Source organism: Tenacibaculum sp. HL-MS23, assembly GCF_032463465.1.
Classification (GTDB): Bacteria; Bacteroidota; Bacteroidia; order Flavobacteriales; family Flavobacteriaceae; genus Polaribacter; species Polaribacter bernardetii.
The window spans coordinates 2,381,096-2,397,159 of sequence record NZ_CP135989.1; the positions used below are offsets into that span (position 1 = coordinate 2,381,096).

Consider the following 16,064-nt stretch of genomic DNA (forward strand, 5'->3'; position numbering starts at 1 on the left):
CATGGTAGAAAAGAAAGGGATATTAAACAAACTCTATGTGGTAGTTGTTTTAATGACGCTTTTCTTTGTGGTTATTGTTTTTAGAGTATTTAATCTTCAGTATGTAGATGGTGATAAGTATAGAAAGCTATCTCAAGAAAAAACAGTAAAAAACGACACTATATTTGCAAACCGAGGTAATGTATATGCTGCGGATGGAAATTTATTGGCGACTTCAATGTCAAAATATACAATTCGTATGGATGTTGTTGCTGTAAAATCCGAAGTGTTTGAGAAGAACATTCGAGGGTTGTCGGAATCATTGTCGGCGATGTTAGGTAAATCTACAAGTTACTATCAGAAAAAAATAAGACAAGCAAAAAAACAACAGAACCGTTATTTATTAATCGCTCGTAATGTGGGGTACAACGATTATGTAAGAATGAGAAAGTTCCCGATTTTTAAAGAGGGAATTTATAGAGGTGGTTTTATTGCAGAGCAAAGCACGGTAAGAGTACATCCGATAGGTAAAATAGCAGAAAGAACTATTGGCTATGATAATAAAAGAGGTGGAGCAGGAATAGAGGGTGCTTTTGCTGATTATATGCAGGGAGAAAATGGTTGGCGTTTGAAACAAAAGATTGCAAAAGGGCAATGGAGACCTATTAATGATGTAAATGAAAAAGAACCAATAGATGGTAGTGATGTAATAACAACAATCGATGTAAATATTCAAGATATAACGCATCATGCATTGCTTAGTCAATTAGAGTATTTTGAAGCAGATCATGGTTGTGCAGTGGTGATGGAAGTAGCAACGGGTGAGATAAAAGCAATTTCGAATTTAGGAAGAACGTCTAAAGGAAAATACTACGAAAAAAGAAATTACGCAGTTTGGGAAAGCCACGAGCCTGGTTCTACATTTAAACTAGCAAGTTTAATGGCTGCCTTAGAAGATAAAGTTGCTGATACTTCGGATGTAGTTGATTGCGAAAAAGGTAGAATTTATATTAACAACAGAAAGGTAGAGGATAGTAAAAGAGGTGGGTATGGTAAAATATCATTAGCGCGTGTTTTTGAGGTTTCCTCTAATGTTGGTATTGTAAAAACAATTAAAAAACATTACGATAAAAACCCTGAGAAGTTTACAAAACGGATTAAGTCTTTTGGTTTAGACCAGTTAACTGGTGTTAAAATAAAAGGAGAAGGTAAACCGTACATTCCGAATTCTTCAGAAAAAAGCTGGAGTCCGATTTCATTAGAATGGATGGCTTGGGGGTATGGAGTTTCTCTTACACCATTACAAACATTGGCTTTTTATAACGCTGTTGCTAATAACGGAAAACTGGTAAAGCCTTACTTTGTTAAAGAGTTAAGAGTTGGTGGGAAAACGGAGAAAAGTTTTGGTACTCAGGTTTTAAAAGAAAAAATAGCCTCTCAAACGACCCTGAATAAGGTGAGAAAAGTTATGGAAAATGTTGTAGAAAAAGGTACGGCAATGAATGTGTATTCTTCAAATTTTTCTATGGCAGGTAAAACAGGGACGGCAAAAAAATGGATTCCTAAGTACAAGGATGAAAATGGTAAAACTGTTTATGGTCATTATTCTAGTAAAAAATACGTAGCATCTTTTGCTGGTTTTTTCCCTGCTGATGAGCCTAAATATTCATGTATCGTAGTTGTTCATAGTCCGAAGAAGGAAAAAGGATATTACGGAGCTATAGTTGCTGCTCCTGTTTTTAAGGATATCGCACAGAAAATATACACAACAACTCCTGTAAATAATCAATTAGTATCTGATGAGATTTCATCAACAAGTATTGATAATGAATACCAGGATTATTATAAGAAATTAAGAAAATATAAAACAATTATGCCTAGGGTTTTAGGTATGAGTGGAATGGATGCGGTTGCTTTATTAGAAAACATGGGATTGAAGGTTAGGTTCTCAGGAATGGGAAAAGTAACAGAGCAATCTATAGATAATGGGCTAAAAGTATCAAAAGGAGCAACTGTTTATTTAAAGTTATCATAATTGAGAAAGTTAAAAGACATATTATATAAAGTAGCTGTAAATAAAATTTATGGAGATACTGATGTTGCAATCAACAATATTCAGTTTGATAGCCGATTGGTGCAAAAAAACGACTTGTTTGTCGCGCAAAAAGGAGTTACTGTTGATGGGCATCAGTTTATAGAAAAAACATTGAACTTAGGTGCCACTGTTGTTGTTTGTGAAAGTATTCCTGCGGATAAAAAAGAGGGGGTAACTTATGTTGAGGTTAATGATTCTAATATTGCATTAGCAATTATGGCTGCCAATTTTTATGAGAATCCGTCAAGTAAATTACAATTGGTAGGTGTTACAGGTACAAACGGAAAAACAACAATAGCTACCTTATTATATCAGTTATTTAAAAAAGCAGGTTATAAAGTTGGTTTATTATCAACAGTTAAAATAATGGTTGCTGATGAAACGCATAAGTCAACACATACAACACCAAATTCTTTAGCGATAAATAAATACTTATCGTTAATGATTGATGCAGGTGTTGAGTATTGCTTTATGGAAGTTAGTTCTCACGGAATTCATCAAAAAAGAACTGAAGGATTGAGCTTTGTAGGTGGGGTTTTTACAAACTTATCACACGATCATTTAGATTATCATGAAACATTTGCAGGGTACAGAGATGTAAAAAAATCATTTTTTGATTCGTTGCCAAAATCAGCATTTGCATTGGTAAATATTGATGATAAGAACGGGCAGATAATGCTGCAAAATACCAAAGCAAACAAGCAAACCTATGCATTAAAAACATTGGGTGATTTTAAAGCTAAAGTGTTAGAAAAAAGTTTTTCAGGAAGTTTATTAACGATTAATAATATTGAGGTTTGGACAAAGTTAATCGGTGAATTTAACGCTTCTAATTTATTGGCAATTTTTGGAGTTGCAGATTTATTAGGCTTAGAGAAATTAGAAATCTTAAGGCTTATAAGTGAGTTAGAAAGTGTAGATGGACGTTTTCAGTATACGGTGTCGGATGGCGGAGTAACTGCTGTTGTTGATTATGCGCACACACCAGATGCACTTAAAAATGTGTTACAAACTATAAATGATATCCGTACAGGTAACGAAAAGGTAATTACTGTCATAGGTTGTGGAGGTGACAGGGATAAAACAAAGCGACCAAAAATGGCGTTGATTGCTTCTCAACTAAGTGGTCAGGCGATTTTTACCTCAGATAATCCAAGAACAGAAGATGCTCAGGTGATTATTGATGAAATGGAAGCAGGAGTGTCTCCAGAAAACTATAAAAAAACATTGTCGATTGTAAATAGAAAGCAAGCAATTAAAACAGCATGCAAATTGGCAGTAAAAGGAGATATAATATTGATTGCTGGAAAAGGACATGAAAATTATCAAGATATAAATGGTGTAAAACATCATTTTGATGATTTAGAGGAAGTAGAGAATTGTTTCAATCAACTAAAAAACACATAGAGCATGCTGTATTATATATTTCAATATTTAGAGAGTGAATTTAATTTAACAGGAGCAAGTGTGTTTCAGTTTATTACGTTTCGTGCTGCAATCGCATTTATTTTGTCTTTGTTGATATCAACTATATTCGGGAAAAAAATAATTAATTTTTTAAGAAAACAACAAATTGGTGAAACAGTAAGAGATTTAGGTTTAATGGGGCAGGTGCAAAAAGCAGGAACGCCAACGATGGGCGGACTTATTATAATTCTTGCCACTTTAGTACCGGTTTTGTTATTGGCAAAATTAGAAAACATTTACATCGTCATCTTGTTAATTACTACCGTTTGGATGGGTGTGATAGGTTTTACGGATGATTATATAAAAGTATTTAAAAAAGATAAGGCAGGCTTAAAGGGTAAATTTAAAGTGTTAGGCCAAGTCGGTTTAGGAATAATTGTAGGTTCTATGCTTTATTTTCATCCAGATGTAACAATTAAAGAGCAGCTTCCTATTTTACAACAAGTAGAGCAAGTAAACGGAAAAGTAAAGGTTTTTGGTGAGGCACATAAATCAACAAAAACAACCGTTCCGTTTTTAAAGAACAATGAATTAGATTATGCAAAAGCGTTTAACTTTTTAGGTGATGGTTATGAAAAATACGGATGGGTTGTTTTCATCTTCGTAGTTGTTTTTATTGTAACCGGAATATCAAATGGCGCAAACCTAACAGATGGAATCGATGGGTTAGCGGCTGGTACATCCGCAATTATGGTGATCGCATTGGCAATATTTGCATGGGTATCAGGAAATATAATTTTTGCAGATTATCTCGATGTAATGTATATCCCAAATTCTGGAGAAATGACAGTATTTATATTCGCATTTGCAGGCGCTTTAATTGGGTTTCTTTGGTACAATACATATCCTGCACAGGTTTTTATGGGAGATACAGGTAGTTTAACAATCGGAGGAATTATAGCGGTTATTGCTATTGCAATTCGTAAAGAATTATTGTTGCCAATTTTAGCAGGAATTTTTGTCGTTGAGAATTTATCAGTAATTCTTCAGGTGTTTTATTTTAAATACACCAAAAAACGATTTGGAGTAGGAAAGAGAATTTTTAAAATGGCACCATTACATCATCATTATCAAAAATTAAATTACCACGAAAGTAAAATAGTTACCCGTTTTTGGATTGTGGGAATCTTATTAGCTGTGTTAACTATTATAACCATGAAATTAAGATAAAATGAAAAGGTTGGTAGTTCTTGGCGCAGGAGAAAGTGGTGTTGGTACAGCATTATTAGGAAAAGAAAAAGGATTTGAAGTTTTTGTTTCTGATAAAGGTTGTATTGCAGAGAGGTACAAAAAAGTTCTTTTACATAATTCAATCGATTTTGAAGAAAATAAGCATACAGAAAGTAAAATTTTTAATGCCGATGTAGTAATGAAAAGTCCTGGTATTCCTGATGGCGTAAAGTTAGTTCAAGAATTGATTTCAAAAGGAATAAAAGTAATTTCTGAAATTGAATTTGCGGCTGAATTTACAAAGGCAAAAATAATCGGAATTACAGGTTCAAACGGAAAAACAACGACCACTCTGTTAGCAGGTCATGTACTTAAAAGATCGGGGTTAAACGTTGGTGTAGGAGGAAATATAGGTGATAGTTTTGCGCAGCAGGTTGCACAGAGAGATTACAGTGAATATGTGTTAGAATTAAGTAGTTTTCAGTTAGATGGAATTATAGAGTTTAAACCACATATTGCAATTATAACAAATATATCAGCAGATCATTTAGATAGATACGAGTATAGTTTTGATAAGTATATAGCATCAAAGTTTCAAATAACAAAAAATCAAACGAAAGACGATTTTTTAATATATGATGCAGATGATGAAGCGATACAAAATTGGTTAAGTAAAAATAAAGTTAACGCAAAAAAAGTGCCTTTTTCGGTTGAAAAAGAATTAGAATATGGTGCTTTTTTAAGACAAGATAAAATAATAATGAAATTAACAACAGAAGAAATATTGATGAACGTTTCTGAATTAGCATTAAAAGGAAAACACAACACTAAAAATGCAATGGCTGCATCTATGGCTGCAAGATTGTTACAGGTAAGAAAAGAAACAATAGCCGAAAGTTTATTGGATTTTGAGGGTGTAGCGCATCGTTTAGAATATGTGCAAAAAATTAATGGTGTACAATTTATAAACGATAGTAAAGCTACAAATATAAATGCTGTTTTTTATGCATTAGAATGTATGGATAGCCCTACAGTTTGGATAGTTGGAGGTGTTGATAAAGGAAACGATTATACCGATTTATTACCATTGGTAAGAGAGAAGGTAAAAGCAATTGTTTGTTTAGGTTTAGATAATCAAAAGATTATAGAAACCTTTGGTAGTGTTGTAGACGTTATGGTTGAGACAGCTGGAGCGGAAGAAGCTGTTAAGGTTGCAAATAAAGTAGCAAAAGCAGGAGATGTTGTTTTGTTATCTCCAGCATGCGCTAGTTTTGATTTGTTTGAAAACTACGAGGACAGAGGTAATAAGTTTAAAGAAGCTATTAAAAATTTATAAAAATAAGTAGATTAATGAAAACCATTTTTCAACATATAAAAGGAGACAGGGCTATTTGGGCTATTGTTGCTGTGTTGGCAATATTTTCATTTATGCCTATTTACAGTGCTAGTACCAATTTAGTTTATGTGGTTGGTAATGGTTCTACATTAGGGCATTTAGTAAAGCATGTTGTCTTGTTAATTACTGGTTTTGCGGTAATTTATGGGGTACATAAAGTTCCGTATAGGTATTTCAGTGGAGGTTCAGTTATAATGTTACCGATAGTGGTGCTGTTATTGGGTTTTACATTGGCTCAAGGAACAACAATTGGAGGGGCGAACGCAAGTAGGTGGATTCGTATACCGTTTGTAGGTATTGGTTTTCAGACTTCTACGTTGGCAGGCTTAGTGTTAATGGTATATGTATCTAGATATTTAGCAAAAAATAAAGAGAAATTAATATCGTTTAGAGATAGTTTAGTTCAACTGTGGTTGCCTGTAGCTTTAATACTATTGTTGGTGCTTCCTGCGAACTTCTCTACAACAGCTATTGTTTTTTTTATGATTTTATTATTAGCTTTTATAGGAGGATATCCATTAAAGTATATAGGGTATATATTAGGGTTAGGCCTTTTCTCGTTGCTTTTTTTCATACTTGTAGCAAAGGCTTTTCCAGATGCAATGCCAAACAGAGTAAGTACTTGGCAGAGTAGGTTAGAAGGGTTTTCTGATTCAGGCGGAAAAGAGAATTACCAAGTAGAAAAAGCAAAAATAGCAATAGCCACTGGCGGTATGTTAGGAAATGGACCAGGAAAAAGTGTTCAGAAAAACTTTTTACCGCAGTCATCTTCCGATTTTATATATGCGATTATTGTTGAAGAATATGGTTTGGTAGGAGCTGTTATTGTTGTATTCATTTATTTTTTATTGCTATTTAGAATTTTAATAACAGCTAAAAAAGCAACTACAATCTTTGCGACGTTGATGGTGTTGGGAGTAGGGATACCAATTGTTTTTCAGGCAATGATTAATATGGCTGTAGCTGTAAACATATTGCCAGTAACGGGGCAAACATTACCACTAATTAGTAGTGGAGGTACCTCTATTTGGATGACTTGTTTTGCTTTGGGAATGATATTGAGTGTTAGTGCTCATAAAAATGAAACAGAAGAAACAATTCTAGATGATAATCCTTTAAGTGTCTTACATGAAACAATCGATTAACGTTATTATAAGTGGTGGTGGTACAGGCGGGCATATTTATCCGGCAATAGCAATTGCAAACGAAATAAAAGTCCGTTATCCAGCGGCTAATATTTTGTTTGTTGGAGCGAAGGATAAAATGGAGATGGAAAAAGTTCCACAAGCTGGTTATAATATAAAAGGATTGTGGATCTCAGGTATTCAAAGAAAGTTGACAGTTGCTAATTTAATGTTTCCTTTTAAGTTGCTGAGCAGTTTATGGAAAGCGCATAGAATTATCAAAAAATTTAAACCAAACATAGTGATTGGCACTGGTGGTTTTGCAAGCGGACCAACGTTAATGGTTGCTAATAAAAAAGGAATTCCTACTGTGGTGCAAGAGCAAAATTCATATCCAGGAATTACAAATAAGTTACTAAGTAAAAAAGCAGGTAAAATATGTGTTGCTTATGATAATTTAGAGCGTTTTTTCCCGAAGGATAAAATTGTAAAAACAGGAAATCCTGTTCGTCAAGATTTGTTAAGTATTCATACAAAAACTGCAGAAGGAAAGGAGTTTTTTGAATTAGATACTTCTAAAAAAACAATGCTAATTTTAGGGGGAAGTTTAGGGGCAAGAAAGATAAATCAACTAATAGAAGAAAATCTAGACTTTTTTAAAAATCAAAACATTCAATTAATCTGGCAATGTGGTAAGTTGTATTTTGAAGATTATAAAAAACATAATGAAGTTGAAAATGTACAGGTACATCAGTTTTTAAATAGAATGGATTTAGCTTATGCGGCGGCAGATTTTGTGGTTTCAAGAGCGGGTGCAAGTTCGGTATCTGAATTATGCATTGTAGGTAAACCAACTGTTTTTATTCCGTCACCAAATGTGGCAGAAGATCATCAAACAAAAAATGCCAAATCTATTGTAGATAAACATGGTGCTATTTTAGTAAAAGAAAGTGAACTAGATACTTTTCCGATTGTAATAGAAACATTATTAAAAGATAAAGGAAAACAGCAGAGTTTAAGTGAAAATATAAATGAGTTAGCGTTGCCTAATGCAACGAGTGATATTGTTAACGAGGTAGAAAAATTAATAAATAGGTGAATTTAAAAACAGTACATAACGTTTATTTTATAGGTGTCGGAGGAATTGGTATGAGTGCTATTGCTCGTTATTTTGCTGTGAACGGAAAACAAGTGTTTGGTTACGATAAAACACCAAGTCCGATTACTAAAAAATTGGAGGAGATTGGTGTTAAAATCCATTTTGAAGATGCTGTTAAAAATATCGATATTTCTTGTTTAGATAAAAAACAAACGTTGGTGGTTTATACGCCAGCAATTCCGAGTGAGCATCAAGAATTAAATTATTTTATCAATAGCGGATTTGAGATTTTAAAAAGGGCTGAGATTTTAGGAGAAATAACAAAAAATACTTTTTGTTTAGGTGTTGCAGGTACGCATGGTAAAACCACAACGTCTTCAATCCTAGGTCATATAATGCAGCCTGAAAAGGCAACATCTTTTTTAGGTGGAATTGCAGAAAACTATAACTCGAATTTAATTTTAGGTGAAGATAAAATATCAGTTGTAGAGGCAGATGAGTTTGATCGTTCATTTTTAAAGTTATCTCCAAATATTGCGTGCGTTACTTCTATGGATGCTGATCATTTAGATATTTATGGAGAAAATGAAATGTTGCAACAGTCGTTTAGAGAATTTGCAAATAAAGTTTCTGATACATTAATTGTAGCAAAAGGATTGCCTTTAAAAGGATTAACATATGCTGTAGATGATGTTGCAGATTACAGAGCATACAATGTAAAAGTTGAAACAGGGAAGTATGTTTTTGATGTGCAAACACCAACATCAGAAATAAAAAATATAGAATTCCATTTGCCAGGAAAGCACAACATGATGAATGCTCTGGCTGCTTTAGCAATGGCTGATGTTTATGGTGTTTCGTTAGAAAGTATTAAAGAGCAATTAAGAACTTTTAAAGGTGTTCAGCGTAGATTTTCATATAAAATCAAAAATGAAAGCATAGTGTTGATTGATGATTATGCACATCATCCAACAGAGATTAATGCCGTAGAACATTCTGTGCGAGAAATGTATCCGAAAGAAAAAGTGTTGGCTGTTTTTCAACCGCATTTATATACGAGAACAAAAGATTTTGTAGAAGATTTTTCAACTGCGCTTTCTAAGTTTGATGAAGTGTTGTTATTAGATATTTATCCGGCAAGAGAACTGCCTATAAAAGGAATTACTGCTGCTTGGTTATTAGATAAAATAAATTCAGTTAATAAGGCGTTGGTATCTAAAGAAAACTTAGAGAGAGAAATCTTAAAATCTGAATCGAAAATTATAGTAATGTTAGGAGCGGGAGATATTGGTTTATTGGTTGACGAAGTAAAGAATAGTTTAGAGAAAAAATATAATATTTAAGAATGAAAAAAGTAGCAACATATCTTTCTTTTTTCGTGTTACTGGTGTTTATGGGCTTTTTATATGGCTTTACAACTAGTAAAAATGGGGTTAAAAAGGTAGAAAACACTGTGGTTGAATTTGAAGCAGGTAACAATAACTTTTTGACACACAGTATGGTTGATAAATTGTTAATACAAAATAAAAAATTTGTTAAAAATCAACCAAAAAGAGTAGTAGATTTACACCTTTTAGAAACCAAGGTTTCTGAGAATCCTTATGTTGAAAAAGCAGCTGTTTTTTTAACAATTAATGGCGTCTTAAAAACACTGATAAAACAACGTACACCAATAGCTCGTGTTATTAATAAAGATGAGTCTTATTATGTAGATAAGTTTGGAGTGAAAATTCCCTTATCGATGAATTTTTCAGCAAGAGTTCCGTTGGTTTCGGGAGTAAAGAGTATTAAAGACATCAGTGAGTTAATAAACTTGATAAAAGTAATTGAAAGCAATGATTTTTTAAGTAAAGAAATTATTGCAATTCAAAAAAATACTCAAGATGAATATGTTTTTACAGTTAGAAGTGGTGAGTATCAAATAATTTTTGGTAAGCTAGAAAATATAAATGTAAAATTTAAAAAGTTAATAGCTTTTTATAATAAAGCATTGATTGATAAAACAATTAAAAATTATAAGACAATAAATGTAAAATACCACAACCAAGTTGTGTGCACAAAACAAAAGCAAGATGGAGAATAATAAAATTGCAGTTGGTTTAGATATTGGTACCACCAAAATTGTTGCTATGATTGGTCGTAAGAACGAGTACGACAAATTAGAGGTTTTGGGTATTGGTAAGGCTAAGAGTTTAGGTGTAAAACGAGGAGTGGTAAACAATATAACCCAAACTATTCAATCTATTCAACAGGCAGTAGATGAAGCACAAAGTGTTTCTGGCCAGATGATTGAAAATGTAGTTGTGGGTATTGCAGGTCAGCATATTAGGAGCTTACATCATAGTGATTATATAACTCGTGAAAAATCAGATGAAGTAATTAATGAAGCAGATATAGAAAGTTTAGTAAATCAGGTACACAAATTGGTTATGCTTCCGGGTGAAGAAATTATTCATGTTTTACCCCAGGACTTTAAGGTTGATAGTCAGGCGGAAATTAAAGAGCCTATTGGTATGTATGGAGGTAGGTTAGAAGCTAACTTTCACGTAGTTGTTGGTCAGGTTTCTTCTATCAGAAATATAGGGAGATGTGTTAAAAGTGCTGGTTTAAGTTTGTCAGATATAACATTAGAGCCATTGGCATCAGCATCAGCAGTTTTAAGTCAAGAAGAAAAAGAAGCAGGTGTTGCTTTAATTGATATTGGAGGTGGTACAACTGATTTGGCAATTTTTAAAGATGGTATTATTCGCCATACAGCAGTGATTCCTTTTGGAGGAAATGTTATAACTGAAGATATTAAAGAAGGCTGTTCTATAATTGAAAAGCAAGCTGAATTGTTAAAAGTTAAATTCGGATCTGCTTGGCCAGGAGAAAATAAAGAAACAGAAATTGTTTCTATTCCAGGATTACGAGGAAGAGAGCCTAAAGAGATTACTCTTAAAAATTTATCGAAAATAATTCATGCTAGAGTACAGGAAATTATAGAGCATGTGTATTTAGAAATAAAAAATTACGGGCACGAAACTCAGAAAGGAAAACTAATAGCAGGGATCGTTTTAACAGGAGGAGGATCTCAGTTAAAACATTTACGTCAACTAGTAGAATATATTACAGGTATGGACGTTCGTATTGGATACCCGAATGAGCACCTAGCAGGTGATTCTGACGAGGTTTTATCTAGTCCGTCATATGCAACTGCAGTAGGTTTGTTAATGGAGGGTTTACGTAAAGATGCTTACAAGGTAGAAGAAGAAGTTGCTAAGGAGCCCATAGTTGCTGAGACACAAAATATTATAGAAGCAGAAAATGTTTCGGAGGAATTGAATGTTGAAAAACAAGTGGTTAGAGGGAAAACAAAATCTATTTTTGATAAATTTAGAGAAAGATTTACGGAGTTTCTAGACAACGCGGAATAAGTAAGTATATAAATTAAGTGTTCTTTTTTATCCCCTAGAAAAAGAAAGTAAATGAATAAAAATTAAAAGGAAAGTTATTATGAGTACAGAATTCAATAACATTTCATTCGACATGCCAAAAACACAATCGAATGCTATTAAAGTGATTGGTGTTGGTGGGGGTGGAAGCAATGCTGTAGACCACATGTTTAGTAAACAAATTCACGGAGTAGATTTCGTAATTTGTAATACCGATGCGCAAGCGTTAGAAAGCAGTCCTATTCCGAATAAAATTCAATTAGGAGCACATCTAACTTCTGGTTTAGGGGCAGGAGCTAATCCTGATGTTGGTGCACAAGCAGCAGCAGAAAGTATCCAGGAGATTCAGCAAATGTTAAGCACGCATACTAAAATGGTATTCATTACTGCCGGTATGGGTGGTGGTACAGGTACAGGAGCCGCGCCTATTATAGCAAAGATTGCAAAAGATATGGATGTTTTAACGGTAGGTATCGTTACAATGCCATTTCAGTTTGAAGGTAGAATGCGTACCAAACAAGCTCAAAAAGGTATAGATGAACTACGTCAAAATGTAGATTCACTTATTGTTATAAATAATAATAAGTTACGTGAAGTTTACGGAAACTTAGGTTTTAAAGCAGGTTTTTCTAAAGCGGATGAAGTTTTAGCAACAGCAGCTAAAGGTATTGCAGAAGTAATAACACATCACTATAAACAAAATATTGATTTACACGATGCTAAAACTGTGCTTTCTAATAGTGGGACTGCAATTATGGGATCTGCTAAAGAAACAGGAGATAACCGAGCTAAAAACGCTATAGTAAAAGCATTAGATTCACCGTTGTTAAATGATAACAAAATTACGGGAGCTAAGAACGTTTTACTATTAATTGTTTCAGGTGCTAATGAAGTTACTTTAGATGAAATCGGAGAAATTAATGACTATATTCAAGATGAAGCAGGTTATGATGCAAACATCATTATGGGAGTTGGTGAAGATGAGTCTTTAGATGATGGTATTGCTGTTACTATTGTTGCAACGGGTTTTACTGCAGATCAACAAGGAACAATTACAGATACTGAGGTGAAAAAAATTGTTCACACCTTAGAAGATGAACAGAAGGCTACCTATAATTTTGGAGAAAAAAAGTACAGGTAGCACCAGGTCTTAATCAACCTTTTGCTTCAGCAACACCTAGTAAAGTTGTTCATGTTTTAGAGGAAGAAAAAGAAGCGCCAAAATCAAATTTAATTCCTACAACAGAGGCTATAAAAAAGATTAATGTTGTTTATGAAGAGGTTGCTATAGAAACAATTTCTGAAGACGATTTTATTATTACAAATATTGCTGAGCAAGAAGTTGTTAAGCAAGAAGTACAACAACAGCCTGTTCAACAAGACTTATTGTTTGACTTACCGGTAAATTCATATGAAGAAATTACACCAGTAGCGCCAATTGTAACAACAACAAATGAAATTAAAAACATAAAAGTTGTAGCTCAAGAAGTAAAACCTCAGGTTCATCAAATAGAAAAGCGTTATGTTTTAGATGATTTTAATGCGCAGCCAACCATTGGTAAAAGTTCTACTCCGGTTATAAAAGAGGAAGTTGAAGAAGCTTTACAATTTAAAGTGAAGACTAAAACTAAAGAAGAAATTAATAATATAGAAACGACAAGCGAAGAGGTTTCACCTTTAGAAATTACCATATCGGAATTGCAAAAAAGAACGCAAGAAAGACGTGATAAAATGAAAGGGTTTAATTATAAGTTCAACGATCAAGTTAGTAAAAATATTGATGAAATTGAGCGTCAACCAGCCTACAAAAGATTAGGTGTAGATATTAATACAGGTTCTGATATTAGTAGATCAGATACTGCATTAAATACAGATAATAACGATTTGTTACGTTCTAATAATTCGTTTTTACATGATAATGTAGATTAATAAAATAAGAATATACTTTTTTAAAATTCCCGCCTTGTCGGGAATTTTTTAATCATAAAAAAAGAAAGATGAGTTTACAAAAACAAGTGATGGATAAGATGAAAGAAGCAATGAAATCGAAAGATACAGTTGCTTTAACAGCACTTAGAGCATTAAAATCGGCTTTTATGTTGGCAAATACTGAGACAGGATCAGATAAAGTTTCTGAAGCAGATGAATTGAAAATTATTCAGAAACAAGTAAAACAACGTAAAGATAGTGCCGTAGTTTTTTCTCAACAAGGTAGGGCAGATTTGGCAGATCCTGAATTGGCAGAAGCAGCCGTTTTAGAACAGTTTTTACCTGAAGCTTTATCTGAAGATGAAATTGAAAAAGTGGTAAACGAAACTATTGTTAAAGTCGGAGCAGAAGGGATGAAAGATATGGGAAAAGTAATGGGGATGGTTTCAAAACAATTAGCAGGAAAGGCTGATGGCAAAACTATTTCAATGATTGTTAAAAAAAGCTTAGCTTAATAATAATGGCTGCGTAGTTCAACTGGATAGAATATCAGATTTCGGCTCTGATGGTTGGGGGTTCGAATCCCTTCGCGGTCACAATTATAAACGCTTAATTTGCTGTTTTGCAGTATGTTAAGTGTTTTTTGATTTTGGTTTAAGTGTTATTTGGTACGATATTTGGAACGATTATGCGTTGATTGTATTGCTTTGTGGTTTGTTTTCTTCAAGGGTGTTGCCTGTTTTAAACTCGTGCGCCGACGTGTATTGTTTTGATTTTAGGTTTTGTATATCTAAAAATCGAGTAATAACGCAATGGTTAAAACTCGATTCTTTTTTATATTGTTCAAAACTTAGTTTTTATAATGTAAGAGAACTCTTTATGTTTCTATAATGTTTTCTTTTTTATAGGCTCGAACACTACTTATTTGAACTTCTTTTTTTATTGTGTCCAAAACGTGGTTTTTATACAGGGTGGTAAAATTATTTAGTATCTCTTTTTTATAGTGTCTAGGTCTTGCAGTTTGCTGTGTGAAATTTAAAGTGTATTGATTATTATATATTTTAGACTTATAGCCTGTTTGCTTTATTTCGTATTTATTGTAAAACCTATTTCGTATCTGTTTCGCCAAGTGTGTTATTAGGTTGTTTTCATATCTTGTATGATTTGGTTTAGTGTTTTTTAAGAATAAAGAACAAAGTTTGTAAAATGTTTTTATCTCGTATTGCATTAAGTATTTTAACGTTGTTACTCTTATGTACTTTGCATCGTCTTTTTCTTTACTTAAATCAATACCAGTAACAATACATTTATTAACTGATTTTATAGAGTCCTTTTGTGTAGTATTTAACCTTATATATGAAGTGTTAATTATTACACAGTTAGGCTCTTTAAATAGTCGGTTAATTATTACACACTTTTGATTAATATCTTGCTTTATAAACGTCTGCAAATTGTTAGAATATGTTGTTATAAAGTGGTTCAGTTTTTTAATGTGTCGGTGTCTGTGTTGAGGTTTTAAATCATAAATCCAGTAACGAGGGTTTGAGTAGTTTTTTAAACTTTCTTTTTGTAGTTTGCTTAAATCCTTTTTTATAACTGTGTAGTCATAGTAGTTAACCTCATCAAAAACTTTTAAGAGCAGTTCTTTTGCTTTGTTTAGTGTTTCTTCGGTAACTTCTGCAAACGTTCTTATTCCTGTTTGTTTTAGAAATTCGGTTTTCATTATCTTTAGTTCAATACGTAACGTATTTTCTGTTATTCCGTACTGTTCCGATTTGTTGTAAATCTTCACGTAATACCTTTGGTGTTTAACTTGTGCAAACCTGTCTTTGTATCTGTATTCAAAGAGTTTGCCTTTATGAAATAACAAGCCTTTAATAAATAATTGAGGGTTAAAATAAGGTGTTGTATTAACTCCAAATTCAATATTTTGAAATACCATTTGCCCAGCACTGCAATTAAATAAATTCTGTAAGTGTGTTCTTATGGCAAAAATATCATTGATTGTGAACTGGTTACCGTTGTAACCTTTGTATGTTGATTGCTCGTTGTAGTTAGGTGCTTTTATGCCTTTTAAAGAGTTGTGAAACTTATGGATACTGCCAGTAAATAATACTGTTCCGTTTTCGTATATGGTAATCTTACAGAAATGATACATAACCGTTTTTTTTGTTGTTGGTTCTCCTGTTTTTAAATTAACAATAGTTTCAAAATCTAAATAAGGTAAATTGTATAATTGATTGATATCTATATTTTTAAATAATATTTTTACGTAGTCTATCATAGAGTAATGATTTTAAATTTAGGGTGTAGATTGCCATACATACCCAATTAATGAATAAGTTAAAAAGGGGGTTTTAACGTCCCCTTG

Annotated in this window: 11 protein-coding genes, 1 tRNA gene and 1 pseudogene; 12 read left to right on the forward strand and 1 reads right to left on the reverse strand. The window is 32.9% G+C overall.

From position 1 onward, the window contains the following. Nucleotide 1: 1 nt before the first annotated feature. The 12 genes and pseudogenes from RRF68_RS11125 (at nt 2) to RRF68_RS11180 (ending at nt 14,289) form a co-directional block, all read left to right on the forward strand. Complete coding sequence (locus RRF68_RS11125; protein WP_315944388.1) at nt 2–2,014, forward strand: penicillin-binding protein; 2,013 nt, start codon at nt 2–4, stop codon at nt 2,012–2,014. Beyond that, nucleotides 2,015–3,481 carry a UDP-N-acetylmuramoyl-L-alanyl-D-glutamate--2,6-diaminopimelate ligase gene (locus RRF68_RS11130; protein WP_315944389.1) on the forward strand — a complete coding sequence of 489 codons (1,467 nt, stop codon included), beginning with the start codon at nt 2,015–2,017 and terminating at the stop codon, nt 3,479–3,481. Between the two features lie 3 nt (nt 3,482–3,484). Continuing rightward, nucleotides 3,485–4,711: a phospho-N-acetylmuramoyl-pentapeptide-transferase gene (mraY, locus tag RRF68_RS11135; protein ID WP_315944390.1), complete on the forward strand. Its 1,227-nt coding sequence runs from the start codon at nt 3,485–3,487 to the stop codon at nt 4,709–4,711. A 1-nt stretch (nt 4,712) separates the two neighbouring features. Next, complete coding sequence (gene murD / locus RRF68_RS11140; protein ID WP_315944391.1) at nt 4,713–6,047, forward strand: UDP-N-acetylmuramoyl-L-alanine--D-glutamate ligase; 1,335 nt, start codon at nt 4,713–4,715, stop codon at nt 6,045–6,047. Between the two features lie 14 nt (nt 6,048–6,061). Next, nucleotides 6,062–7,252, forward strand: coding sequence for an FtsW/RodA/SpoVE family cell cycle protein (locus tag RRF68_RS11145; RefSeq protein ID WP_275315493.1), 1,191 nt, complete (start codon nt 6,062–6,064; stop codon nt 7,250–7,252). After that, nucleotides 7,236–8,330 carry an undecaprenyldiphospho-muramoylpentapeptide beta-N-acetylglucosaminyltransferase gene (murG, locus tag RRF68_RS11150; protein ID WP_315944392.1) on the forward strand — a complete coding sequence of 365 codons (1,095 nt, stop codon included), beginning with the start codon at nt 7,236–7,238 and terminating at the stop codon, nt 8,328–8,330. The genes RRF68_RS11145 and murG overlap by 17 nt, the downstream gene beginning before the upstream one ends. Beyond that, nucleotides 8,327–9,673, forward strand: coding sequence for a UDP-N-acetylmuramate--L-alanine ligase (gene murC, locus RRF68_RS11155; RefSeq protein WP_315944393.1), 1,347 nt, complete (start codon nt 8,327–8,329; stop codon nt 9,671–9,673). Before murG ends, murC begins: the two co-directional genes overlap by 4 nt. Nucleotides 9,674–9,675: 2 nt before the next feature. Continuing rightward, nucleotides 9,676–10,413, forward strand: a complete 738-nt coding sequence (locus tag RRF68_RS11160) for a cell division protein FtsQ (RefSeq protein ID WP_315944394.1) — start codon at nt 9,676–9,678, stop codon at nt 10,411–10,413. After that, nucleotides 10,403–11,746, forward strand: a complete 1,344-nt coding sequence (ftsA, locus tag RRF68_RS11165) for a cell division protein FtsA (RefSeq protein ID WP_218772199.1) — start codon at nt 10,403–10,405, stop codon at nt 11,744–11,746. The genes RRF68_RS11160 and ftsA overlap by 11 nt, the downstream gene beginning before the upstream one ends. Nucleotides 11,747–11,825: 79 nt before the next feature. After that, a pseudogene (gene ftsZ, locus RRF68_RS11170) lies at nt 11,826–13,693 on the forward strand (cell division protein FtsZ). Nucleotides 13,694–13,761: 68 nt separating this feature from the next. Beyond that, on the forward strand, nt 13,762–14,208 hold the full coding sequence (locus RRF68_RS11175) for a GatB/YqeY domain-containing protein (protein WP_315944395.1): 447 nt from the start codon (nt 13,762–13,764) through the stop codon (nt 14,206–14,208). 7 nt (nt 14,209–14,215) lie between these two features. Beyond that, a tRNA-Arg gene (locus RRF68_RS11180) sits at nt 14,216–14,289 on the forward strand. A gap of 281 nt (nt 14,290–14,570) precedes the next feature. On the opposite strand, the gene RRF68_RS11185 is transcribed toward RRF68_RS11180, so the two are convergent. After that, a complete protein-coding gene (locus RRF68_RS11185) occupies nt 14,571–15,977 on the reverse strand; it encodes a hypothetical protein (protein ID WP_315944396.1) in 1,407 nt (468 codons plus the stop codon). Nucleotides 15,978–16,064: the final 87 nt, after the last annotated feature.